Here is a 23,082-nt window from a genome sequence, read left to right as displayed (position 1 = left end):
CATTAGAATACTAAATTAATGTTGAAACAACTTCAGCTACTTCTCCAGCAATTGAAGAGCCAGCACCTCCTGTAATAAGAGTTACTAGAGCTACAATTAGTGCAATTAAAACTACACCTAGTGTAATTTTTATAGCATCACCATTTGGTAAACTATGGAAGAAGTCGGTAGGCTTCATTGTAATACCAAATTCAATAGAGAAAGTATTAGTAACTAGTTTATTGTCCTCTTTATAAACGTTACAACTGATTGATAATTTATAATCAGTCCCATTCGTTTGAGATACTGATATTGAAATATCACCATTAGTAATACCAGCAGAAACAGTGAACTTTTGTAATTCATCAACGGCAACACTAAGAGAGTTATTTTCCATGTTATATTTTTTCTTTAGCCAATTAGTAATGTCCACAGAATTTAGCTTACCATTATTGATAGTGAATATTGGAGAATCACCTGATCCTGCGAATTCATCGCTAGCTGATAACGTTACTTCTACAGTAGGCGTTTCTAAGATAGTTACCTCTTCACCACTCAAGTCGATCTGAATGTCTTGCTTCAAAGATTTAATAATCTCTTTAAGCGTATCTGAAGGTGAGATAGTTTCCTGCTTACGTGGAGAGAATGACTTAGTACCTTTATCTCTTCCTGAAGCTGCAACTTGGTCAATTGGAGTGCCACCAATGCTGTATTCTACGAACTGATCAAAAGCCCAATTCTTAGGCATTACAAAGCCCAGATTTCCACTCCAGCCGTAAGACATATCAGCTACGAAGCTGTTCTTCATGCCAAGTTTTTCACCATGAAGACAGACATTTCTAGTACCATAGATTCCTGGCTCAAAGTCAGTATACTTCAAGGCAGTGATAATTCCATTCATGTAAGGCTCTACAGTTCCTTCAATATCGCCATCTTGAATATCAAAGTCAACTGCAAAGTAAATTGTGGTACCTTTAGGAAAGCCCAGTTCACTAGCTTTAACAGCGGCAATAATACCATCTTTGTAACCTTGTTTTTTATTGAAGTAATCAATTTCGTATCCACCGTCTTCGTAGATAGGGAAGACACTCATACCTGAATCTTCAATACGCTTAATTTCGGCAGCTGTAAGATCTTTATCTCTTTTTGAAGATCCTACGCCAACTGAACCAGTCAGATAACGCCCCATGACGCTAAAGCCATAACGCTTAAAGTTGGCTAGATCTTGAGTACTTACTTGTGTTGAAGTATCTAGAGCAATGGAATCTCTATTAGTATTACCATTACTTGTAAGCAATCCTTTAATTACGGTTAAATCTGCTGTGCTAGTAAATGGAGGTAAGTTCATAAATTTACGGAATTTAATTATTGAGTCTGCTACTGTACCATCGAACTTGCCATCAAATGAACCGTCATAGAAACCATTTACATACAGTCCGTATTGAATAATTCGAACAATATCTCCACTTGCACCTTCTTGAACTGTAGGTGTTGCGGCAATAGTACCAGGACCATAGTTACCATTAGCGCCTGCAACTCCGATAACCTTTTGCAAGGCAAAGATCAATGCGGTATTAGTTGCTCTTTGGTAAATACCGTCACAAGGTAGAATTCCTAATTCATCGCTGTATCTGCTGTTAAGATATTGCTGCATTTCTCTTACACCTGAAACACCTCTGCCAGGAATAAGTACGAATGCACTCATGTCGAATAATGCAGCCATTAGATTGACGCTTAATTGACCATCTGCTTCAATACCTGCATCATTTTGTAGTTCTTCGATAGCGTTAGATAAATTAGTATTGAACTTAGAGTTGAAGTCAACTGGGCTAATACCTTTGCACCAGAACGCACCTTTAACTAACTTAATAATGTTGCCAGAATAACCAGGTGTTAATGATCCAATGACAGAGCTCAATGCGCTTCTTGTCATATCACCGAATCCTTCCGCTAATGGTGATACACCAAGTTCGTATTGCAATCCTTCACGCAAGCTGTAGATTGTGTCCCAGCCTGTGCGTCCATCTTCTGGCGCCTTCTTGAAGCCAGAAACATTACCATAGGTCTTGTTAAGCCAGACCTGAACGTCCTTTACTCTTTCATCCATTTTGATAAACTCCTTTGTTTTGTTAAATTTATTGGGTATATTCAAGGGTACTAATTTTGAATATATCCTTGCCTACAGTTTTTCGAAAAACTTTTAATTTTTGTTCTTAACTAAGAACAACTATATAGTACAGAATTATCTGGTATTAAATACCAGGTGCTCTTGATTAAAGAGCACCTGGTATTTGTCAATAATAAATTGAAAAAAATTACATCTAGGTTGACTAATACAGCTTTTACCTATAAAGTGTTATTAGTGTTAATAATAAGTAGCAAATAAACTGTTAGGTGAGACTCCTACGTGAACACATGCTGTCGCCCAGCAACATCCAGAGATGCCAACGGGTCAAACAGGGATCGTCGATCTAAGGCCTTCCCCAGCCAGCTAGTTATACGCTTGTATAGCCTTACGTCACGTAGTGTTAAAACTGAACGACGAGTATATATCGCTTGAAAATAGCCGGTACAGTTTTTTGTATCGGTTTTTTGTTTGTTTGCGACTCTAGAAAGGATGTTGAAATTGCTAAACCTCAACAATTCTAGTAGAAGACTACTTACAAACACCAAATTGGTGAAGATGATTGCCCAAGAAGATAAGTTCGCTACCTTGCAGCGCCTGCAAACTTCAATCAGTGGCTTAACCCAGATTGATGCAGCTCAACGTTTGCAAAAGTGTGGTCCTAACCAAGTTAGCAATAAGGAAGTTAGAAGCAGGTTCAACTGGTTTATGCCATTTGCTGCAGTCTTATTAGTTATTGCTGCAGGGTTATTGTTAGGAGATTTCTTATTAATTCCAGCGAGGCATCGAAGCTATAATGTAGCTATAATTGTATTAATAATGGGCTTGGTTTTAGCTACAGTAAGCATAATTCAGAAGATGCAAGCTGGTAGTAACAATAATAATTTAAATACGCAATTTACTATTAATGTAACGCGTGATTGTCAAGATCAAGAATTGGCACTTGAAGATATAGTAGTTGGTGATATCATCAATCTTTCAGCAGGGGATATTGTTCCCGCAGATATGAGATTGCTTAGCAGTGAAGATTTAGTATGTACACTCAATGCTATGAATAAGGCGCCACATTCAATTGCCAAGTCTGCTGAGATGAAGCCTGAATTAGATCGACTTGACGATTACTTGAACTATCCCAACATTGTATATGGTGGAACTTCAGTTATTTCTGGTTCGGGGATAGGTGTTGTTTTTGCAACTGGAGATAAGACTATTTTGAAGCGCCCAGCTTCGCAAGCTGTTCAATCTAAGATTAAGGAAACAATTTTAGGACAGTAAATATAAAAAATTCTAAGTTTAGTAGTGAATCGATTATCCGATAGGGTTAATTGATTCACTATTTTTGTTTAAGTGTAAACATAAAGTAGTGATAAAACGAGAAATAAAATAGACTACTATTTTGCTATATTATTAATAGTATTTACGTATATGAATATTTTAATACTTAGCTGAAATCGTGCTATAATTCTCATATAAGAAATCGCTTTCCTAATTTTAGGGAGTAGGTAAAATTATGAGCGACAAAAATAAATTGAAGCTGCAGCTAGTAGAGTCAAAGCTTGAAGTCTGCAGGTTAGCTACTTTAGTGGCTGGTAGTTAACAAATGTAGAAGCAATTGTAATAAGGAAAAGATAGAGATTTGCCACATGTATTGTTTAAAACCGAAAAATAATTATGAAAGTAATCACACTAACTCAGCTTTATAATTTAATGTATGATAATCTAAATCCTAACGGTTGGTGGCCGGGAAGATCTGATTGGGAGGTAGCTTGGTCAACTGTTTTAATTCAGAATACCAATTGGAAAAATGTGGAACGAGCGCTAGGTAGATTATACAAAATAACAAATTTTTCTCCGCAAATTATTTTGAAAATATCTAATGAAGAATTAAAAAATGCGATTAAGTCGGCTGGATTTTACGAAAGAAAAAGTAAAACTATCAAAAGCTTGGCACAATATTTTGCAAGCTATAACTTCGACTTAGATAGCATTAGACAATTACCAGCTACTAAATTAAGAGCAGAATTGTTATCTATCCCAGGAATAGGATCAGAAACGGCAGATGTAATTTTGCTTTATGTTCTATATAAGAAGGAATTCGTAGTAGATAAATATGCTAGGAAATTGCTTACTTGTTTAGGCTATCAGAATATTCCCACTTACGAAAAGTTTAAACCAATAGTTGAGAGAAAATTACATTTATCTACATTAAGGGAATATCAAAATTTCCATGCTTTGATTGATATTTTCAATCAAAAATATTTATTACCCAGAGATTTTGAAAAAAGTTTTCTAGCAGGATATAAGCTTAAAGTATAAGATTTTAAGGATAATAAAAAATACACGACCTTTGTAAAAGATCGTGTATTTTTGTTATTTAGAATACTTAAAGGTATTCAATTGTTAAATCTAGCAAGACTTCTTCCCTGGAAGGAAGTGGTAGACTAGGGAAACGATTGCTTCACAAAGCATTGCCCCAGCCATCCAGTTCATTGCTGCCATGTTACCAGTGAAAGTAAAGTAAGCTGTAATTGCATAAACAATTACCCAAACAATCTTCCAAAATAAATTATCAACCATTAACTTTACTTCCTCCTAGTGGTGGCTAGCACCGGAAGTGGAATCTGACTTAGCTTCTTCCATACCACAACCGTAGCCTTCAGTATCCATACCAGGCATCCAAACTTCTTCAGGCTTGATGCCTTTTTCTTCAGCGAAAGCCTTAGTTAAGGTTTCCATATCCATTAACTTGTAAGTCTTTGGATGATCTGGATCGAAGATCTCAATTTGAGCCATCATACCAGCATCTTCGTGTTCGATGATGTGGCAGTGGTACATGAAGACACCAAGTTGTGGGAATTCAACACGTAGACGAACAGTTTCACCAGGACGAACTGAGATAGTGTCCTTGTAACCATATTCGTTAGGGAATGGGTCACCGCCATTACGTGAAACAACAGTGAAGTGAGTTCCGTGAATGTGGAATGGGTGAAGCATACCGTGCTTCTTGTCGTTAGTGTTAGTTACGTCCCAGTATTCAGCTTGACCAACTCTTTGACGCATGTCAATACGTTGCATTGCGAACATCTTGCCGTTCATTTGGTTGTGGTAATCCATAGTAACCTTACGAACTGGTAAGCTTGGGTCTACTTCTGGAATTTCTGGTTCGAATAAGGTGTCAGGAATTACTGAGTCATCTTTTTCAAACTTGTGGATTCTGAATTCGATTAACTTGAAGTCGTCAGTGTAAAGATTTACTACATCGCCTTCCTTGTAGTTAGCGAAGTCAACAACAACTTGTAATCTTTCACCTGGAGTTACCAAGATCTTAGTCATCTTAACTGGGTGTGGTAAGAATGAGTCGTCACCAGCGATTTGAGTCATAACTAAGTCATCGTCGAAGTGAAGACGCCATTCACGTCTGTTAGAACCACCTAAGAAGAGTAGACGAACTTTTTGAGTAGTTACGTCAACGAATGGGCGAACAACACCGTTGATAAGTGGAGTTTCAGCAAATACACCCATTGGATCGTAATCTGCACGGTAGTCTAATTGGTTATCTTCGTGGAAAGTTCTATCTTGTAAGATAACTGGGAATTCGTCAACACCGTAGCTCTTAGGAATAGGTAACTTAGCTTCGTTGTCGTCAGTTACAACAACACCCATTGCAAGACCCATCCATACTTGTGCAGCAGTTGATGGACATGGGTGAGCGTGGAGCCAAGTTAAGGCAGCTGGTTGATCACAAACGAATTCGATTTGCTTCTCTTCGCCTGGATAAACAGGTGCGTGGCAACCACCATCAGTAATTGGGCCTGGTACATCCATACCGTGCCAGTGGTAAGTAGTTAATTCTGATAAGCTGTTCTTCAAGGTTACGTGAACGCGTTTACCACGGCTAACTACCATGGTTTGACCAAGAAGTGGAGCGTTGTATCCCCAAGTCTTAGTCTTCTTGCCTGGTAAGATTTGGCTTTCACCTTCCATTGATTCAATAGTGAACCAAACGTCGGTGTCAGTTTCTTTATCAGGTGCTAAGACAGGTGGTACAGCTAAAGGCTGAGCTTCAACACCTTCAGGAATACTTAACTTCTTGTAGTGGAAGTGATTCTTGTCAAAATCTTCATCTTCAATAAAATAATCTGTATAAACTTGTTCGGTCATGTGAGAACCTCCTAATGCTTTTACATTCTCTCTGCTATTAAATTAGCACAAGTTTAAAATGACTACAAGTGCTTTTGTATCAATTATGTAACCATTTTCACCATTTTAACATAAAATGCCTATAAAGCGCTATTTTTCCTGTTTAATTTTTCAAATAAAATTGTCAGCCGTCAAGATAAGTAACTAGAGGTAGGCTTTTGGTGAAAATAACTTTTTTGCTGGTAAAGTTGAAATGTTATACTAACATTAAACATATTTAGGGAGCGATAAATTTATGGCAGAAGAAAAAAAGACATTCTATATTACTACGCCAATATATTACCCATCAGGTAAGTTAACAATTGGTAATGCTTATACTACTGTAGCTGCTGATAGTATGGCTAGATATAAGCGTGCGCAAGGCTATGATACTTTCTTTTTGACTGGGACTGATGAACATGGTCTGAAGATTGAACAAAAGGCTGAATCTAAAGGAATCAAGCCCCAAGAGTTCGTAGACGAAAAGGCAGCTAGCTACAAGAAGCTCTGGAAGATGCTAGACATTTCTTACGATAAGTTCATTCGAACAACTGATGATGAACACGTCAAAGCTGTTCAAAAAATCTTTGAAAAGTTATTAAAACAAGGTGACATTTACTTAGGTGAATACCAAGGCTGGTATTCAGTTGAAGATGAAGAATACTTTACTGAAAGTCAGTTAGCTGAAGTTTATAAAGATGATAATGGTAAGGTTATCGGTGGTAAGGCGCCATCTGGTCATGAAGTTAAGCTGATTAAGGAACCATCATACTTCTTTAGAATGAGTAAGTATGCCGACAGGTTGCTTGAGTATTACAATGAACATCCAGAATTCATCTTGCCTCATTCTCGTGAAAAAGAAATGGTCAATAACTTCATCAAGCCTGGCTTAGAGGACCTTTCAGTTACGCGGACAACTGTTAACTGGGGAATCCCTGTGCCTAGTGATCCTAAGCATGTTGTTTATGTTTGGATTGATGCTTTATCTAACTATATTACTGCCTTAGGTTATGGTTCAGATGATGATTCACTCTTTAAGAAGTTCTGGCCAGCAGATGTTCACTTAGTTGGTAAAGAAATCGTACGTTTCCATACTATTTACTGGCCAATTATGTTGATGGCACTTGGTTTGCCATTGCCTAAGCAGATCTTTGGTCATGGCTGGGTATTGATGAAGAACGGCAAGATGTCTAAGTCTAAAGGTAATGCCGTTTATCCAGAAATGATTGTTGAACGTTATGGCTTAGATGCATTGCGTTACTACTTAATGCGGGCAATTCCATTTGGTAGTGATGGCAACTTTACACCAGAAGATTTTGTTGAAAGAGTTAACTTCGACTTAGCTAATGACTTGGGCAACCTCTTGAATAGAACTGTGTCAATGATTAACCAATACCAAGATGGGATTGTAGCACCAGTAAGTAGCCAAGAAGACGAATTTGCGAACTCATTGCGTGAAACCGCCCAAGATACGATTAAGACCTATTACACTCAGATGGATGAATTACACTTCTCACAAGCCTTAGATACTGTGTGGAAGTTAATCTCTCGTGCTAATAAATATATTGATGAAACTACCCCTTGGGTTCTTAATAAAGAAGGCAAGAAGGAAGACCTATCCCGTGTAATGACTAACTTAGCTGAAAGCTTACGCTTAGTAGCACTTTTGATACGTCCAATTATGACTGAGAGTCCGGTTAAGATGTTTAAACAATTAGGCTTAAGTCTTGATGATGAACAAGCTACTAGTCTTCAATGGGGTGCATATGGCTGGAATAGCAAGGTAACTGCTGATCCTAAGCCAATCTTCCCACGCTTGAAGAATGATGTTGAAGTTAAGTACATCAAGGAACAAATGGCCAAGGCTAAGCCTAAGAAGGCAACTAGAAGTGAACAGAAAAAGCAAGAACCAAAGCATATCACTATTGATGACTTCGACAAGGTTGAAATGAAGGTAGGTAAGATTTTAGAAGTTTCTCCAGTTAAGGGCTCTAAGAAGCTTCTTGCCTTCAAGCTTGACTTCGGTGAGGATCAGGTACGTCAGATCTTAAGTGGTATTGCTCAATTCTATCCAGAATACCAAGAATTAGTTGGCAAGAAAGTTATTGCTGTAACCAACCTCAAGCCACGTAAGATGTTAGGTCAACTAAGCCAAGGTATGCTCTTATCTAGTGAAAAGCAGGGCAAGGTAAGATTAGCAATTGTTGATGATTCACATGAAGTGGGAGCACTTTTAGGCTAATGGAGATTTTTGATTCACATACTCACTTAAATGATGAGCCTTTTCGCGATAAAGAGCAGTACTATCTTGATCGAGCTGCTAAGTTAAGTGTGACTAAGGCAGCAGTTGCTGGACAGGATCCAGAATTTAATCGTCGGGCAGTAGAGTTAAGTAATCAGTTCGATAACCTATATGCAATTGTAGGCTACTGCCCTGATGTTGCTAAGGATTGGAATCAAGCAGCGCGTGACCAATTAATTGAGCAATTACGCTTGCCTAAGACTGTCGCCTTGGGTGAGATTGGTCTGGATTATTATTGGGATGAGTCACCTCGCAATATTCAAAGGAAGGTCTTTGAAGAGCAGGTTGAATTAGCTCATAGTCTGAAATTGCCAGTTAATATCCATACTAGAGATGCTTTTGAAGATACCTATGAAATCTTAAAAAATAGCAAGGTTAGTGAATATGGTGGGATCTTGCATAACTTCAATGGAGATCCTGAATGGTTACATAAATTCCTTGATCTGGGACTAATGATGTCATTTTCTGGGGTTGTTTCCTTTACTAAGGCTGTTGATGTTCATGCTTCCGCTAAGATTATTCCTTGGGACCGAATGTTAATTGAAACAGATGCCCCATACTTAACTCCTAAGCCCTATCGTGGCAAGCAAAATGAAACCGGCTATGCCCATTATGTTGCCCAAGCGATTGCTGACTTAAGAGGTGTAAGTATTCAAGAGGTGGCAGATCATACTTATAGAAATGCGATGAGGATATATGGAATCAAGTAAGCAGAAGCATTTTAATGCAGTAGTTGTAGTTGAAGGACGCGATGATACTAAAAGGCTGCGCCAATTCTTCCCGGGAATTGAAACAATCGAAACTAATGGTTCTGAAGTTTCTGATGAGACCTTAATGATGATTAAGAAACTATCGCAAACTAGAGAGATCATTGTCTTTACTGATCCTGACTTTAATGGCGAACGTATTCGCAAGCTAGTTACTGAGGTAGTTCCTAATGCTAAGCAAGCCTTCATTACACGAAAGGAAGGCGAACCAACTAAGCGTGGTAATAGTCTTGGAGTTGAACATGCGTCTGAAGCGGCTTTAGAGAGGGCTTTAAGTGACTTGCATGAAGTCCAGCCAGAAACTAGCGATCTAACTAAGCATGATTATAATGCTCTGGGATTAGGAATAGGCCCCAATGCACGGAAATTGCGAGAGAGAGTTGGTATTAAGTTAGGAATTGGTTACGGTAATGCTCAACAGTTTTACCGTCGTTTGGAAATGTTTGGAATTAGTTACCAAGAGGTAAAGGAGGCTGTTGACAGTGTCAAATAATATGCCAATTGCATCCCCACTTAGAACACAAGCAATTGTTAATCGCTATTTTATGCATGCTAAGAAGAATCTGGGGCAAAACTTCTTAGTTGATTTAGCTGTAATTAATGGAATTGTAGCGGCAGCTGAGGTTAGTGCAGGAGATCAAGTAATTGAGATTGGACCTGGAATTGGCTCGCTAACAGAGCAATTACTCTTAGCTGGTGCTAAGGTAGTTGCTTATGAAGTGGATCATGACTTGCCAGATATCTTACATAATGAATTGCCACAAAAGATCGGCGATCAACTCTTGTTAGACAAGTTTAAGTTAATAATGAAGGATGTTTTAAAGGCGGACTTTCAAGATGATATTGGCACCTTCTTCGACTTCTCCAAGCCAATTAAGATTGTAGCTAACTTGCCTTACTACATTACAACGCCGATCATCTTTAACTTAATTCAAAGTGATCTAGATTTTGTCAGTTTAACCTTAATGATGCAAAAAGAAGTTGCTGAACGCCTTGTGGCTCATCCTAAGTCCAAGGCTTATGGGCCGCTAACAATTGCAGTCCAAACTAGGATGAATGTTGAATTGGCCGAGCAGGTAAAGAATACTTCCTTTATGCCCCGACCTAAGGTAGATTCAGCTGTAGTTGTTTTAACGCCGCTAGAAGATAGATTCAACATAAGTGATTATGATTATTTTGATCATGTGGTTAAGCTAAGCTTTGCCCAAAGACGTAAGACCCTGTCTAACAACTTAAAGCCCATAATTCAGGATAAGGATGAACGCGAGCAAGTTATCAATACCTTAGGCTTAGACTTGCGTGTACGTCCTGAAGAGCTGACAATTGAACAATTCATCACATTGGCACATTTAGTTAAGAATCATACCGCTAATTAAATGTCAAGAACTCAATCTTGATTTTTAAGATTTTTTCTGATATAATTACTCTAATGCAAAGGAGTGACGTCTAGTGCCAATGTCGTTAACAGACATCAAAGAAAAGTTAGACTCTCATATTGGAGAAAGTCTTGTAGTAGTTGCACAAGCTGGCAGAAAGAAAGTTACACGCAGAAGAGGTGTGTTAACTAAGACCTATCGTGCAGTATTTGTAGTTGATCTTGATCAAGATCAGAATAATTTTGAGCGCGTTTCATATAGTTACACTGATCTTTTAACTAAGAACATTGAACTTGAATTTAACGAAATGTAATTATAAAATTAACATATTACGAACAATCACTAGTATTTTTTTTAAAATGCTAGTGATTTTTCTTTGCATAATGTATATAATTTTAATGCATAAAAGCAATTATAACTAGAAAGGTAAGAAGCAATGAAACGTTCAGAAAGATTAGTAGACATGGTTAAATACCTTCTGGAGCGCCCACATACTTTAATTCCCCTGCCATTTTTTGCTAATCGCTATGGTTCAGCTAAGTCATCAATTTCAGAAGACTTATCAATTTTAAAGGAGACTTTAGCCGCTAATAAAAACGGTATTTTAGAAACAGTGGCCGGAGCTGCCGGGGGAGTTAGGTATATTCCCTTTATGGGTGAGCAAGAAGCTAAGGAATACTTAGACAATTTAGCAAGTCAGGTTCAAGATCCTAAGCGAATTTTGCCAGGGAATTTCGTTTATTTATCTGATATTTTAGGTTCACCTGCTAACTTAGCCAAGATCGGTCAACTGATTGCAACTAAGTATGCTTATAGCGATGTTGATTATGTCATGACTGTTGAAACTAAGGGTATTGCCCTTGCTCAAGCTGTTAGTCGTTACTTAAATGTACCTTTCGTTATCGTTAGAAGAAGACCCAAGATTACTGAGGGAGCTACGATTTCAGTTAACTATGTTGCCTCTTCAAGTGAACGAGTAGAGAAGATGGAGCTAGCTAAACGCAGCTTGCCAGAACATTCTAATGTCTTAATCGTAGATGACTTCATGAAGGGCGGCGGAACCTTAACTGGGATGGAAGAATTAGTTAAGGAGTTCGGCTGTACAGTTAGTGGTATGTGTGTCTTATGTGAAAGCAAGAATGCCTCCCAAAAAGTAGTAGATGACTACCAATCTTTAATTACTATTACCGAAGTTGACCGCACTAAGAATATTATTGCAGCTGAAGCGGGCAATATCTTAAAGCAAACGGACTTTAATCGTTTTTAAAATAAAAAATGATATACTAGTAGCAGTTTAGAAATTGAAGGGATATTTAAGAGATGAATAAGTATGTTGTTATTCTAGCTGCAGGTAAGGGTACCCGCATGAAGTCTAAGCTTTATAAGGTTTTGCATTCTGTTTGTGGTAAGACAATGGTAGAGCATGTAGTCGATGCCGCTAAGGGAACTAATCCTGATAAGATCGTTACTATCGTGGGCAATGGTGCTGAGAGTGTTAAGGAAGTCTTGGCTGGTAAGTCTGAATTTGCCTTCCAAAAAGAACAACTAGGTACCGGTGATGCTGTAATGGCAGCTAGCGACTTATTAAAGGACTTAGAGGGTGAAACTTTAGTTGCAACTGGTGATACACCATTATTTACTAGTGAAACTTTTAATAACTTATTTGCTAAGCATAATTCTAGTGGCAACAGTGCTACAGTCTTAACTGCTAAGGCTCCTAATCCATTTGGTTATGGTCGCATTATTCGTGATGGAGATGGTAATGTCTTACGAATTGTTGAACAAAAAGACGGTACTCCAGAAGAATTAGCTGTTGATGAGATCAATACTGGGGTATTCTGTTTCAATAATAAGGAATTATTTGAAGCATTGAAGCAAGTGGGTAATAATAACTCTCAAGGCGAATACTACCTAACTGATGTCTTAGAGATTATGCGCAAGTCTGGTAAGAAGGTTGGCGCTTATGAGATGGCTGACTTTTCACAGAGTCTAGGAGTTAATGACCGAATCGCCTTAGCTCAAGCAACTAAGATCATGCAAAAGAGAATTAATGAAGAGCATATGCGCAATGGTGTAACCTTTATCGATCCTGCAACTGCTTATATTGATTGCAACGTTAAGATCGGCAACGATACTATCATTGAAGGGAATGTTGTGATTAAGGGCAATACTGAAATCGGCAGTGATTGCCATATTACTAATGGGTCACGCATTGTTGATTCCAAAGTTGGCAACGGTGTAACAATTACTTCTTCAACTCTGCAAGAAGCACAAATGGATGATAGTACTGATATCGGTCCTAATTCCCACTTGCGTCCGCAAGCTATTATCCGCCAAGGTGCCCACATCGGTAACTTCGTTGAGATTAAGAAGGCTGAAATCGGTGAGAATACCAAGGTTGGTCACTTAACTTATGTTGGGGATGCTAGCTTAGGTAAGGATATTAATATTGGTTGCGGTACAATCTTCTCTAATTATGATGGTGTCAAGAAGTTCCATACTACTGTCGGCGATCATGCCTTCATTGGTGCTGGATCTACCTTGATTGCTCCAATTAATGTAGCAGACCACGCCTTTATTGCAGCTGATTCTACAATTACTAAAGATGTGGATAGATATGACATGGCAATTGCCCGTGGCCGTCAAGTTAATAAAAAAGATTACTGGCACAAGCTTCCACTTTCTAAAGATAAAGAATGGGAATAATCTGTAAAGAAATCGTAAAGAAAATGCTTCTAAAATTGAAGCATTTTTTTATTTTGAAGTATAATATAGGGCAGATTATCTAGCAGAAAGAGGCATTATAAATCATGAGATTAAGCAAAAAGATTGCAATGTTATCTGCAGCTACCTTATTAGCTGTTGCCCCAGTTGTTGCAACTGGTGTTAATAATGTTAGTGTACAAGCCGCATCAAGCTCTAAGGTATATCAGACTAACGGTAAGGGCAGTGTTGTAGTTACTAAGAAGACTAACTTCTACAATAAGGACGGCAAGAAGTTATCCCGCACTGCTGCTAAGGGTGGTAAGTATACTATCTGGGATGTAAAGACGATTAATGGCAAGGTCTACTTCAGTATTCAGACTAACTTGCAATACTGGCTACCAGCAGTAGCTACTAAGGGCACTGTAACTTATAAAGATGGTGCAAGTACTGTTACTTACAAGACTAACGGTACTAGCAAAGTAAAAGTTAGCCAAACTAAGGCAAAAAAGAGCAGCACTAAAAAGACTACTACTAAGAAAGCAGCAACTAAAAAGACTAGTAAAAAGTCTACAAGCAAAAAGCCCCAATCTAAGACGTCTACTGCAATTAAGTCAGTAAAGATTACTATGAAACGCAAGGCCTATGTCTATGACAAGAATGGTAAGCGTGTTAAGAATTATTACGGCACTTCTTACATTGCTAAGGGTGTAACAGTCAAGGGTCTAGGCACTAAGACAATTAAGGGCACTAAGTACTATGCTTTAGAGCCAGGCAAGTACTATGTTAAGGTATCCGATGTAAAATAAATTATTTTTTAGAGGTTATTATTTGAAGATAGCCTCTTTTTTTGACTAAAAACGAGCGTAATGCGGCTTTTTTTGCTATTATTAATAGTGAATGTAAGCTTTTTTCGTGGAGGAAACTATGTCGCAATTGGACAAAGAAATTAAAATTTTTGCGCTCAACTCCAACAAGCCATTAGCAGAGAAGATTGCTAAGACTGTCGGTGTTGAACTGGGTAAGTCAGATGTAAAACGTTTTAGCGATGGTGAAATTCAAATTAACATTGATGAATCCGTTCGTGGTAAGGATGTTTACTTAATTCAATCAACTAGTGACCCAGTTAATGATAACTTGATGGAATTGTTGATTATGATTGATGCAGTTAAGCGAGCATCAGCTCGGACAGTTAATATTGTCTTGCCTTACTATGGTTATGCTCGTCAAGATCGTAAGACTCGTGCCCGTGAACCAATTACTTCTAAGTTAGTTGCTGATATGATCCAGAAGGCTGGTGCTGACCGAGTATTATCACTTGATTTGCATGCACCACAGATTCAAGGATTCTTCGATATTCCTGTTGATAACTTAATGGGTGCGCCATTATTAGCTGACTACTTCTTGCGTAATGATTTAGAAAAAGATGCAGTTGTTGTTTCTCCAGACCACGGTGGTGTTACTCGTGCCCGTAAATTGGCAGAATTTTTAAAGGCACCAATTGCTATTGTTGATAAGCGCCGCCCAAGAGCTAATGTGGCTGAAGTTATGAACATTATTGGGGATGTTAAGGGCAAGCGTGCCATTATTATTGATGATATGATTGATACTGCCGGTACTATTACCTTAGCTTCACAAGCCTTAATTGATGCAGGTGCTACTGAAGTTTATGCTTCTGCAACTCATGCTGTTTTGTCTGGACCGGCTATCAAGCGCTTGAATGATTCACCAATCAAGAAGTTAATCTTAACTGATTCAATTAATCAACCAGCTGAAAAGCGCTTAGATAAGACAGAGATTGTTTCTGTAGGACCATTAATGGGGCAAGCTATTAAGTTCATTCAAGAACACAAGCCAGTTAGCCCATTATTTGATACGCGTTTTGTAGCAAGTAATTTTAAATAGTCTACTTAGATCAGGTCAAGGTCTCTATTTTGGGGAGTTTGACCTTTTTGATTCTTATTTTTTGAAAGTGATTACATTTTTAATCTGTGGTAGTGTAAAATATACACATATAAAATTATTTTAGAAGGAATAAATATTTTATGACTACTTTATCTGACGTAGCTAAAAAAGCAAGCGTATCGAAGATGACGGTTTCACGAGTAATTAATCATCCCCAGCAAGTGACTCCTGAGCTAAGAAGAATAGTTGAACAAGCAATGGAGGAACTTGATTACCACCCTAACTTTGTCGCAAGTGCCCTAGCCCATCAACGAACTAATATCGTTAAGCTCGTTATCTTAGAAGATATTGATACAACTGAGCCATACTATATGAACCTACTTTTTGGTATAGCTAATGGCTTAGGTAAGCACCACTATGCCTTACAGCTAGCAACTGATAACGATATTACAACTGACGGTGTAGACGGTTATATTATTACTGGTGAGCGTGCTAAGGACGTCAATTGGCTGGACCAATTAGGTAAGCCCTTTATCTTATTTGGTGAAAACCGCTTTGGTTATGACTTTATTGATACTGATAACAAGTTAGGTGAACAGCTTGCTACTCAATATGCGCTTGATAAGAATTATCAGTCAGTAATTTTTATTGGTATTGATGAAAAAGAAGCATTTGAATATTCACGCGAAGCAGGATATATCAACACTTTACAGAGTCATAACCTGGTTCCTAAGATATTTAGAATTCAGAATCATAGCAGTCTGGCTGAAGAACTAATTATCAATAATTGGAAGCAGTTAGCTCCAAATACTTGCTTCATCTGCGCTAGTGATAGAATTGCGATAGGAGTAGTTCGTGCACTTAAGCGAAAAGGCGCTAATATACCTAAAGACTTTGGAGTAATTGGTTTTGATGGCGTTTTGTTGAATCAAATATCTAATCCCAAGATAACCACTGTTAAGCAAAAGTTCTTTGAACTGGGTGATTTATTAGCTAAAATGATCCTGCAAAAGATTAAGCAAGATGGTGCCCAACAAGGTGAGATTTTAATTGAGCCAGAACTTGTTAAAAGTGAATCAACTCGAAATTAAAAATACGGATAGATTATTATTCATTGTGTAATGAGCCACGAAAGTTAGATACTTTTGCAGCTCATTACATTGAAGATAATAATTTATTCGTATTTTTTGATACCGGTAACACTTAAATTATCCTGTAAACGCTTACTGCGATTATTTAGAATATAAGCATGGAGGGAAAATTATTATGAAACATTGGTATGATCACGCAATTATTTATCAAATATATCCTAAGTCCTTTCAAGATTCTAATGGTGATGGTATTGGGGACTTAAATGGGATTAGATCAAGAATACCTTACTTAAAAGAATTAGGAATTACCGCTATCTGGTTAAATCCAATTTTTGTATCGCCACAAGTTGATAATGGTTATGATGTTTCAAATTATTTTGCCATTGATCCTAAGTTAGGAACGATGGCTGATATGGAGAACTTAATTAAAGAAATGCATGAAGCGGGTATTCATGTCATTATGGATTTTGTTCTTAATCATACCTCAGATCAACATCCTTGGTTTCAAGACGCAATTAAGAATACTAATAGTATCTACCGTGACTACTATATTTTTGCTGGTGAAGATAATCAATTACCTAATAATTGGGGCAGTTTTTTTGGTGGGAGCGTTTGGGAAAAGGATCCTGCTAATAGTGGAAAGTTTTATTTTCACTTATTTGATAAGCGGATGCCGGACTTAAATTGGAAGAATCCTGAAGTTAGGCACGCAATGAGTGAAATTGCCAAATACTGGCTAGCTAAAGGAATTGACGGCCTAAGGCTTGATGCCTTTATACATATTGCTAAGGCTGATTTAAGACAGAACTTTCCAGTAAAAGACCAGTCGCAAGAGCCTGTAATTGCGGAGTCCTTCTTTGCCAATTTGCCTCAAGTTCAAAAATGGATGCGACCATTTTGTGAAGAAATCAAACAAGACTATCCAGATGCATTCTTGTTAGGAGAAGCCGCAAGTGCCAATGTTAACTTAGCAGTTGATTATACGGATAAGGATCATCACTTAATGGATAGCGTGATAACTTTTAGGTACTTTACAGAAGATAAGAGTCAGCTTGATTCAACTTTCTCTGATCAGTATCAGCCTAAGCCGTTAGATATAGTTAAATTTAAGCAGAACCAGGCAGTATGGCAACAGAGCTTGAGGGGAATCTCTCAACCAATCCTATACTGGAATAACCATGATATGTCAAGGATTGCAACCAGAGTTGCCAAGAATGAGACTCAAGTAAGAAGCTTAGCGATACTGATGTATCTTCAATCTGGAGTGCCGATTATCTATTATGGGGAAGAATTAGGATTAAAGAATTTAGAATTTGACCAGGTAGATCAATTTGAAGATGAAACAGTTAATGATTTTGTTCAAAGTGCAAAAAATGCTGGTAAATCGACCCAAGAAGCATTAAAAATGGCAAGCCAAACCCACAAGCTCCCAGCCAGAGGACCAATGCCTTGGAACAATGAAGTAAATAATGGCTTTTCAACTGGACAGCCCTGGATTAAAGGTAAAAAAGTCGACCAACATAATGTACTAGCGGAATTAGCAGATAATAACAGTATCTTTCATTTCTATAAAAAACTAATTACCTTGAAAAAAGAAACACTATTTCAAGATGGTGATTATTATTTGCACGCTACTTCGGCTGACAGCTATGTTTATGAAAGAAGCCTAAAAGATAAGAAGGCCTTGATTGCTGTTTCATTAAGTGATAGCGATCTTGAATTTGACTTGGCACCTGAATTTAATCAGGTTAGATTAGCAGCTGGAGATTATCGTATTGAATCAGGAAAATTAATCCTAAAGCCATATTCAGGACTAGTATTAGAAAATTAACTATAGGAGAAATTATGCAACTAGCAGCTTTAAGACACAGAACTGAAAGTGAAGATTGTTTTGTAATTGATCATTCTCACTTAAAAATTAGGCTACACACAGCTAAAAATGACGTCCAAAAAGTCATCGTTCACTATACAGATAACTATCTGCCACCTGAAAAAGCCGAAACATTCACAATGGAAAAAATTGGTAGCGGACAAGTTAGCGATCATTGGGGAGCTACTTTATCTGCACCATACCATCGCATCAAGTATACCTTTGAAATTATTGCGACAGACGGCAGTCATGTGATTTTTGGCGACCGTAGTATTGAGAGCTTTACGACTGAAAAGCTAAAGCAAGACGGGCTTTACTTTAAAGTACCATACTTTCACGATATTGACCGTATCAAGACTCCAGCTTGGCTCAAAGATATCGTCTGGTATCAGATCTTCCCAGAGAGGTTTGCCAATGGTGATAAGAGTAATGACCCAGTTAATGTAAAGGCTTGGAATCCTGAAGACCATCCTGGTCGAGAAGACTTTTATGGTGGAGACTTGCAAGGGGTGTTAGATCACTTAGATGACCTGCAAAATCTAGGCGTTACGGGATTATATTTCTGCCCAGTCTTTAAGGCAAGTTCTAATCACAAGTATGATACAGTTGACTACCTTCAGATTGATCCAGCCTTTGGTGATAAGGACTTGTTTGCTAAGGTAGTTAATGAAGCTCATAAGCGTGGGATGAAGGTAATGCTGGATGCAGTCTTTAACCACTTGGGTGACCAATCAATGCAGTGGCAAGACGTAGTCAAAAATGGCGAAAAATCACGTTTTAAAGACTGGTTCCACATTAACTCTTATCCAGTTGAACCTTATCAAGATCCTAGTCAAGGGCAGGGAGAGCCACCTTATGAAACCTTTGCCTTTGAGAAGCATATGCCTAAGTTAAATACGGCTAATCCTGAAGTTCAGGACTTCTTGCTAGAAATTGCTACCTACTGGGTTAAGTATTTCGATATTGATGCTTGGCGCTTGGATGTTGCTAATGAAGTTGACCATCATTTTTGGAAGAGATTCCATGATGAATTAATCAAGATTAAGCCAGACTTCTATATTGTAGGTGAAATATGGCATTCTGCCCGTCCTTGGCTTAAAGGCGATCAATTTACTGGTGTTATGAATTATCCGTATACTCTGCAGATAGAAGATCATTTCTTTAGCCACAAGTTGAGTGAACAAGAGCTAAGCAGCCATTTGACCGATCAATTAATGCTATATCCTGATATGGTTAATCAGGCAATGATGAATATGCTTGATTCGCATGATACTGCTAGAATTTTAACTCTTGCTAAGGGCAATCAAGACTTAACCTTGCAAGCCCTAGCATACGAATTCTTACAACCAGGTGTGCCATGTATTTATTATGGAACGGAAATGGGGATGAGTGGAGACAACGATCCTGATTGCCGTAAGCCGATGGATTGGAGTAAGTTAGGTGGACCTGTTTGGAAGAGGGTTCAAGAGTTAATTAAGTTCCGCCGCACCCATTGTGCTACTTTGAATCAGGGGACAATTAAGTTAACGGTAACAGACAATGGCCTCTTAAAAGTGACCAGATCAGGCTCAGAAACGATTAATGCCTACTACAATACCACTAAGCATGAGATTAAGCTTGAAAAGTCTCCTACCCTTAGTCAAAACTACACCGCTTCAATGCTAGAGCCAGATGGCTTCTTAATTGAAGTTCAAGATTAAGTCATAAGTGATAAGCAGCCGACAGGCTGCTTTTTTTCTTATAAATTTTTGATACCGGTAACATCAAAATATCTATTGTTAAGCGCTTCCAACAATATGATAATGAATATGTAAATAAAAAGACCTCACAAAAGTGGTGGAGATTGGATTATGAAACGAATTTTTGAAATAGATCCTTGGAAGGTAGTAACCCATAAGCTTTCTAAGGAAGATAAGAGATTGCAGGAAAGTATTACTGCAATTGGTAATGACTATATGGGAATTAGGGGTAACTTTGAAGAAGGTTATTCTGGTGACAGCTTACAAGGTACTTATCTAGCTGGGGTTTGGTTCCCAGATAAGACTAGGGTCGGCTGGTGGAAGAACGGTTATCCAGAATACTTTGGTAAGAGTATCAATGCCCCAAGCTTTATTGGGATTGGTATTACTATTAATGGTGAAAGGCTAGATCTTAATCAAGTAGATTTCAGCGATTTTGTCTTGTCACTCGACATGCACCAAGGTTTATTGACCCGTAGCTTCATCTATCATGGTCAAGATTGCGATGTTAAGTTTGAATTTAGAAGATTCTTACATATTGCTCAAAAGCAAGCAGCCCTAATAAACGTTAAGGCAACAGTTATTAAGGGTCATGCCAAGATTGAATTTGATTCAACTTTAGATGGCAATGTTGTTAATGAAGACAGTAACTATGAAGAACATTTCTGGTTGCCAATCAATGAAGATAAAACTCAGAGAACAATTCAAGTTAAAACTAAAGAGAATCCTTATGGAGTTCCGCAGTTTACAGTCTTGCTCAAAGAGTCGCTTCGTCATGATGGTCGGGTGATTGCTGGAGAAGTAACGAGCCAGACAGCTAGCTTATCAGAAAAGGTAGCTATTGAACTTGATGAAAACCAAAGCTATGAATTAGAAAAAGATATCGTTGTTATTACAAGCCGTGATGTGGCAGCAGATAAGCAAGAACAAGCAGCTAGCGAATTGATGGATCAGTTGCAGGCTAAGAGCTTTGAGGAGAATCTTTCATACCATACTAAGATATGGCAAGAACGCTGGCAACAAAGTGACATTGAGATTGTTGGCGATCCTGCTGCCCAACAAGGTATTAGATTTAATATCTTACAGTTGTTTATGACTTACTATGGTGAAGATAAGCGACTGAATGTCGGCCCTAAGGGCTTCACTGGTGAAAAATACGGTGGTGCTACTTACTGGGATACAGAAGCCTTCATTGTGCCAATGTACTTAGCGATTACTAAGCCTGAAGTTACTAAAGCACTACTTCAATATCGGCATGATCAACTGAAAGGTGCTTACCATAATGCAGCTCAACAGGGTTTAGCTGGGGCATTATTCCCAATGGTAACCTTCAATGGAATTGAATGTCACAATGAATGGGAAATTACCTTCGAAGAGATCCACCGTAATGCAGACATTCCGTTTGCGATATATCAATACACTAACTACACCGGTGATGAAAGCTACGTAAAAGATGAAGGAATGGATGTCTTGGTCGGAACTGCTAGATTCTGGGCAGATAGAGTCCATTATTCAAAATGGCGTAAAAAATATGTCATCCACGGTGTTACTGGACCAAATGAATATGAAAACAATGTCAATAACAATTGGTTCACTAATACAATGGCACGCTGGCTCTTGAAATATACGCTAGATCGCTTACCTAAGGCAACTAAGGCAGCCCAAGAGCGGGTCAATGTATCTGATGAAGAGAAGGAACACTGGCAAGATATTGTCGATAATATTTATCTTGGTGAGGATGAAGATTTAGGCATTTTCTTACAACAAGATGACTTCTTAGATAAAGATATTCGTCCAGTAAGTACTATTCCTGAAGACCAGCGCCCGTTAAACCAGCACTGGTCATGGGATAAGATCTTGAGATCACCATTTATCAAGCAAGCAGATGTCTTGCAAGGGATTTACTTCTTAAATGACCAATATACTAAAGAACAAAAAGAAAAGAACTTTGACTTTTATGAGCCATTAACAGTTCATGAAAGTTCCTTATCACCTTCAATTCATTCAGTTCTAGCTGCAGAATTAGGTAAAAAGCAGAAGGCAGTTGAATTGTATGAGAGAACAGCAAGACTTGATCTAGATAATTACAATAATGATACTTCAGATGGCTTGCATATTACTTCAATGAGCGGATCTTGGTTAGCGATTGTTCAAGGCTTTGCTGGTATGAGGTATAGCAATAATCAATTAAGCTTTAAGCCATTTATTCCAGATAATTGGGATCAATACAGCTTTAAGATCAACTATCGCGACCGCTTGATTGAAGTTTATGTAAATCATGAAGAAACCAAGATAACTCTTCTTGAAGGTCAAGATTTAGAGATTTCAGTTAACAAACAGAAAGTCATGCTTAAAGAAGGTGAAGCAGAATGCTTAAAGGATTAATTTTTGATTTGGATGGTGTGTTGACCAACTCAGCCATCTATCACCTAGGTGCTTGGAATAACTTGGCTAAAGAACTGGGGATTAGCTTAACTAATCAGCAGTTAGATAGTTTAAGAGGAATTTCCAGAATGGATTCTTTAGAGCTGATCTTGAAATATGGTCATCAAGAAGATAAATATTCTCAAGCTCAAAAAGAAAAATTCGCTGCTGAAAAGAATACTAAGTTCGTTGAACAAGTAGAGAAGATGACACCAGATGACATCTTGCCAGGAATTATGGACTTACTTAATGATGCTAAAGAGCGGGGCTTAAGCTTAGCAATTGCTTCAGCTTCAAAGAATGCGCCAATAATTTTGACTAAGTTGGGAATTATGGATGAATTCGATGCCATAGTTGATCCGGCAACGCTCCATCATGGCAAGCCTGATCCTGAGATTTATCAAAGAGCACAGCAGCTATTAGATTTAGGTGCAGATGAGGTAATTAGCTTTGAAGATGCTAAGGCTGGAATTGAGTCTATCAAGGCAGCGGGGCAATTTGCAGTAGGAATTGGTGACAAGGATCTCTTAAAAGGAGCTGATTATCTAGTTCCAACTACTAAGGAATTGAACTTAGCAAAAATTGAAGCTGCATTTAATACAAATAGAGGAAAGTAGGAAGA

The 23,082-nt window shown here is 38.1% G+C and carries 19 protein-coding genes and 1 riboswitch; of the genes, 16 read left to right on the top strand and 3 right to left on the bottom strand.

What is annotated here, in order from left to right:
* Positions 1-10: 10 nt before the first annotated feature.
* Positions 11-2,086 (bottom strand): glycoside hydrolase domain-containing protein, encoded by a 2,076-nt coding sequence (locus J2Z60_RS02490; protein ID WP_209686081.1) that lies wholly within the window; start codon positions 2,084-2,086, stop codon positions 11-13.
* A gap of 272 nt (positions 2,087-2,358) precedes the next feature.
* Positions 2,359-2,533: riboswitch (M-box (ykoK) riboswitch) on the top strand.
* A gap of 129 nt (positions 2,534-2,662) precedes the next feature.
* Here J2Z60_RS02490 and J2Z60_RS02485 point away from each other — a divergent pair.
* Together J2Z60_RS02485 and J2Z60_RS02480 are read left to right on the top strand one after the other, a co-directional pair.
* Complete coding sequence (locus J2Z60_RS02485; protein WP_209686079.1) at positions 2,663-3,379, top strand: P-type ATPase actuator domain-containing protein; 717 nt, start codon at positions 2,663-2,665, stop codon at positions 3,377-3,379.
* A 396-nt stretch (positions 3,380-3,775) separates the two neighbouring features.
* Positions 3,776-4,420 (top strand): endonuclease III domain-containing protein, encoded by a 645-nt coding sequence (locus J2Z60_RS02480; RefSeq protein WP_209686077.1) that lies wholly within the window; start codon positions 3,776-3,778, stop codon positions 4,418-4,420.
* 90 nt (positions 4,421-4,510) lie between these two features.
* Here the strand turns inward: J2Z60_RS02480 and J2Z60_RS02475 are convergent, their stop codons facing one another.
* Both J2Z60_RS02475 and J2Z60_RS02470 read right to left on the bottom strand, forming a co-directional pair.
* Complete coding sequence (locus J2Z60_RS02475) at positions 4,511-4,681, bottom strand: hypothetical protein (protein ID WP_209686075.1); 171 nt, start codon at positions 4,679-4,681, stop codon at positions 4,511-4,513.
* 15 nt (positions 4,682-4,696) lie between these two features.
* Positions 4,697-6,265: a multicopper oxidase family protein gene (locus J2Z60_RS02470; RefSeq protein WP_209686073.1), complete on the bottom strand. Its 1,569-nt coding sequence runs from the start codon at positions 6,263-6,265 to the stop codon at positions 4,697-4,699.
* A gap of 274 nt (positions 6,266-6,539) precedes the next feature.
* On the opposite strand from J2Z60_RS02470, the gene metG reads away from it, so the two are divergent.
* The 14 genes from metG (at position 6,540) to pgmB (ending at position 23,077) form a co-directional block, all read left to right on the top strand.
* A complete protein-coding gene (gene metG, locus J2Z60_RS02465) occupies positions 6,540-8,525 on the top strand; it encodes a methionine--tRNA ligase (protein ID WP_209686071.1) in 1,986 nt (661 codons plus the stop codon).
* On the top strand, positions 8,525-9,295 hold the full coding sequence (locus J2Z60_RS02460; protein ID WP_209686069.1) for a TatD family hydrolase: 771 nt from the start codon (positions 8,525-8,527) through the stop codon (positions 9,293-9,295). Before metG ends, J2Z60_RS02460 begins: the two co-directional genes overlap by 1 nt.
* Positions 9,282-9,845, top strand: a complete 564-nt coding sequence (gene rnmV, locus J2Z60_RS02455; RefSeq protein WP_209686066.1) for a ribonuclease M5 — start codon at positions 9,282-9,284, stop codon at positions 9,843-9,845. Before J2Z60_RS02460 ends, rnmV begins: the two co-directional genes overlap by 14 nt.
* The gene (gene rsmA, locus J2Z60_RS02450; protein WP_209686064.1) at positions 9,835-10,728 is read left to right on the top strand and encodes a 16S rRNA (adenine(1518)-N(6)/adenine(1519)-N(6))-dimethyltransferase RsmA; all 894 of its coding nucleotides are present in this window, start codon (positions 9,835-9,837) and stop codon (positions 10,726-10,728) included. Before rnmV ends, rsmA begins: the two co-directional genes overlap by 11 nt.
* Before the next feature lie 79 nt (positions 10,729-10,807).
* Positions 10,808-11,041: a Veg family protein gene (locus J2Z60_RS02445; protein ID WP_245328686.1), complete on the top strand. Its 234-nt coding sequence runs from the start codon at positions 10,808-10,810 to the stop codon at positions 11,039-11,041.
* Between the two features lie 123 nt (positions 11,042-11,164).
* The gene (gene purR / locus J2Z60_RS02440; protein ID WP_209686060.1) at positions 11,165-11,995 is read left to right on the top strand and encodes a pur operon repressor; all 831 of its coding nucleotides are present in this window, start codon (positions 11,165-11,167) and stop codon (positions 11,993-11,995) included.
* A gap of 53 nt (positions 11,996-12,048) precedes the next feature.
* Positions 12,049-13,434: a bifunctional UDP-N-acetylglucosamine diphosphorylase/glucosamine-1-phosphate N-acetyltransferase GlmU gene (gene glmU / locus J2Z60_RS02435; protein ID WP_209686058.1), complete on the top strand. Its 1,386-nt coding sequence runs from the start codon at positions 12,049-12,051 to the stop codon at positions 13,432-13,434.
* A 104-nt stretch (positions 13,435-13,538) separates the two neighbouring features.
* Positions 13,539-14,240: an SLAP domain-containing protein gene (locus J2Z60_RS02430; RefSeq protein ID WP_209686056.1), complete on the top strand. Its 702-nt coding sequence runs from the start codon at positions 13,539-13,541 to the stop codon at positions 14,238-14,240.
* A gap of 118 nt (positions 14,241-14,358) precedes the next feature.
* Positions 14,359-15,336 carry a ribose-phosphate diphosphokinase gene (locus J2Z60_RS02425; protein ID WP_209686054.1) on the top strand — a complete coding sequence of 326 codons (978 nt, stop codon included), beginning with the start codon at positions 14,359-14,361 and terminating at the stop codon, positions 15,334-15,336.
* Between the two features lie 140 nt (positions 15,337-15,476).
* Positions 15,477-16,427 carry a LacI family DNA-binding transcriptional regulator gene (locus J2Z60_RS02420; protein WP_209686052.1) on the top strand — a complete coding sequence of 317 codons (951 nt, stop codon included), beginning with the start codon at positions 15,477-15,479 and terminating at the stop codon, positions 16,425-16,427.
* Between the two features lie 175 nt (positions 16,428-16,602).
* A complete protein-coding gene (locus tag J2Z60_RS02415; RefSeq protein ID WP_209686050.1) occupies positions 16,603-18,258 on the top strand; it encodes an alpha-glucosidase in 1,656 nt (551 codons plus the stop codon).
* Between the two features lie 14 nt (positions 18,259-18,272).
* Positions 18,273-19,997: a glycoside hydrolase family 13 protein gene (locus J2Z60_RS02410; RefSeq protein WP_209686048.1), complete on the top strand. Its 1,725-nt coding sequence runs from the start codon at positions 18,273-18,275 to the stop codon at positions 19,995-19,997.
* A 150-nt stretch (positions 19,998-20,147) separates the two neighbouring features.
* Complete coding sequence (locus tag J2Z60_RS02405) at positions 20,148-22,421, top strand: glycoside hydrolase family 65 protein (RefSeq protein WP_209686046.1); 2,274 nt, start codon at positions 20,148-20,150, stop codon at positions 22,419-22,421.
* Positions 22,406-23,077: a beta-phosphoglucomutase gene (gene pgmB / locus J2Z60_RS02400; RefSeq protein ID WP_209686044.1), complete on the top strand. Its 672-nt coding sequence runs from the start codon at positions 22,406-22,408 to the stop codon at positions 23,075-23,077. The genes J2Z60_RS02405 and pgmB overlap by 16 nt, the downstream gene beginning before the upstream one ends.
* Positions 23,078-23,082 lie beyond the last annotated feature (5 nt).

Source organism: Lactobacillus colini, from assembly GCF_017874575.1.
GTDB lineage: Bacteria > Bacillota > Bacilli > Lactobacillales > Lactobacillaceae > Lactobacillus > Lactobacillus colini.
The sequence above is the reverse complement of the archived record's forward strand: the minus strand, read 5'-3'. Positions and strand labels throughout refer to the sequence as shown.

Excerpts from the sequence above, each read along its gene's own strand:
- J2Z60_RS02490 (WP_209686081.1), bottom strand. The coding sequence starts at position 2,086 with ATGGATGAAAGAGTAAAGGACGTTCAGGTCTGGCTTAACAAGACCTAT.
- J2Z60_RS02485 (WP_209686079.1), top strand. The coding sequence starts at position 2,663 with ATGATTGCCCAAGAAGATAAGTTCGCTACCTTGCAGCGCCTGCAAACT.
- J2Z60_RS02480 (WP_209686077.1), top strand. The coding sequence starts at position 3,776 with ATGAAAGTAATCACACTAACTCAGCTTTATAATTTAATGTATGATAAT.
- J2Z60_RS02475 (WP_209686075.1), bottom strand. The coding sequence starts at position 4,681 with ATGGTTGATAATTTATTTTGGAAGATTGTTTGGGTAATTGTTTATGCA.
- J2Z60_RS02470 (WP_209686073.1), bottom strand. The coding sequence starts at position 6,265 with ATGACCGAACAAGTTTATACAGATTATTTTATTGAAGATGAAGATTTT.
- metG (WP_209686071.1), top strand. The coding sequence starts at position 6,540 with ATGGCAGAAGAAAAAAAGACATTCTATATTACTACGCCAATATATTAC.
- J2Z60_RS02460 (WP_209686069.1), top strand. The coding sequence starts at position 8,525 with ATGGAGATTTTTGATTCACATACTCACTTAAATGATGAGCCTTTTCGC.
- rnmV (WP_209686066.1), top strand. The coding sequence starts at position 9,282 with ATGGAATCAAGTAAGCAGAAGCATTTTAATGCAGTAGTTGTAGTTGAA.
- J2Z60_RS02445 (WP_245328686.1), top strand. The coding sequence starts at position 10,808 with ATGTCGTTAACAGACATCAAAGAAAAGTTAGACTCTCATATTGGAGAA.
- purR (WP_209686060.1), top strand. The coding sequence starts at position 11,165 with ATGAAACGTTCAGAAAGATTAGTAGACATGGTTAAATACCTTCTGGAG.
- glmU (WP_209686058.1), top strand. The coding sequence starts at position 12,049 with ATGAATAAGTATGTTGTTATTCTAGCTGCAGGTAAGGGTACCCGCATG.
- J2Z60_RS02430 (WP_209686056.1), top strand. The coding sequence starts at position 13,539 with ATGAGATTAAGCAAAAAGATTGCAATGTTATCTGCAGCTACCTTATTA.
- J2Z60_RS02425 (WP_209686054.1), top strand. The coding sequence starts at position 14,359 with ATGTCGCAATTGGACAAAGAAATTAAAATTTTTGCGCTCAACTCCAAC.
- J2Z60_RS02420 (WP_209686052.1), top strand. The coding sequence starts at position 15,477 with ATGACTACTTTATCTGACGTAGCTAAAAAAGCAAGCGTATCGAAGATG.
- J2Z60_RS02415 (WP_209686050.1), top strand. The coding sequence starts at position 16,603 with ATGAAACATTGGTATGATCACGCAATTATTTATCAAATATATCCTAAG.
- J2Z60_RS02410 (WP_209686048.1), top strand. The coding sequence starts at position 18,273 with ATGCAACTAGCAGCTTTAAGACACAGAACTGAAAGTGAAGATTGTTTT.
- J2Z60_RS02405 (WP_209686046.1), top strand. The coding sequence starts at position 20,148 with ATGAAACGAATTTTTGAAATAGATCCTTGGAAGGTAGTAACCCATAAG.
- pgmB (WP_209686044.1), top strand. The coding sequence starts at position 22,406 with ATGCTTAAAGGATTAATTTTTGATTTGGATGGTGTGTTGACCAACTCA.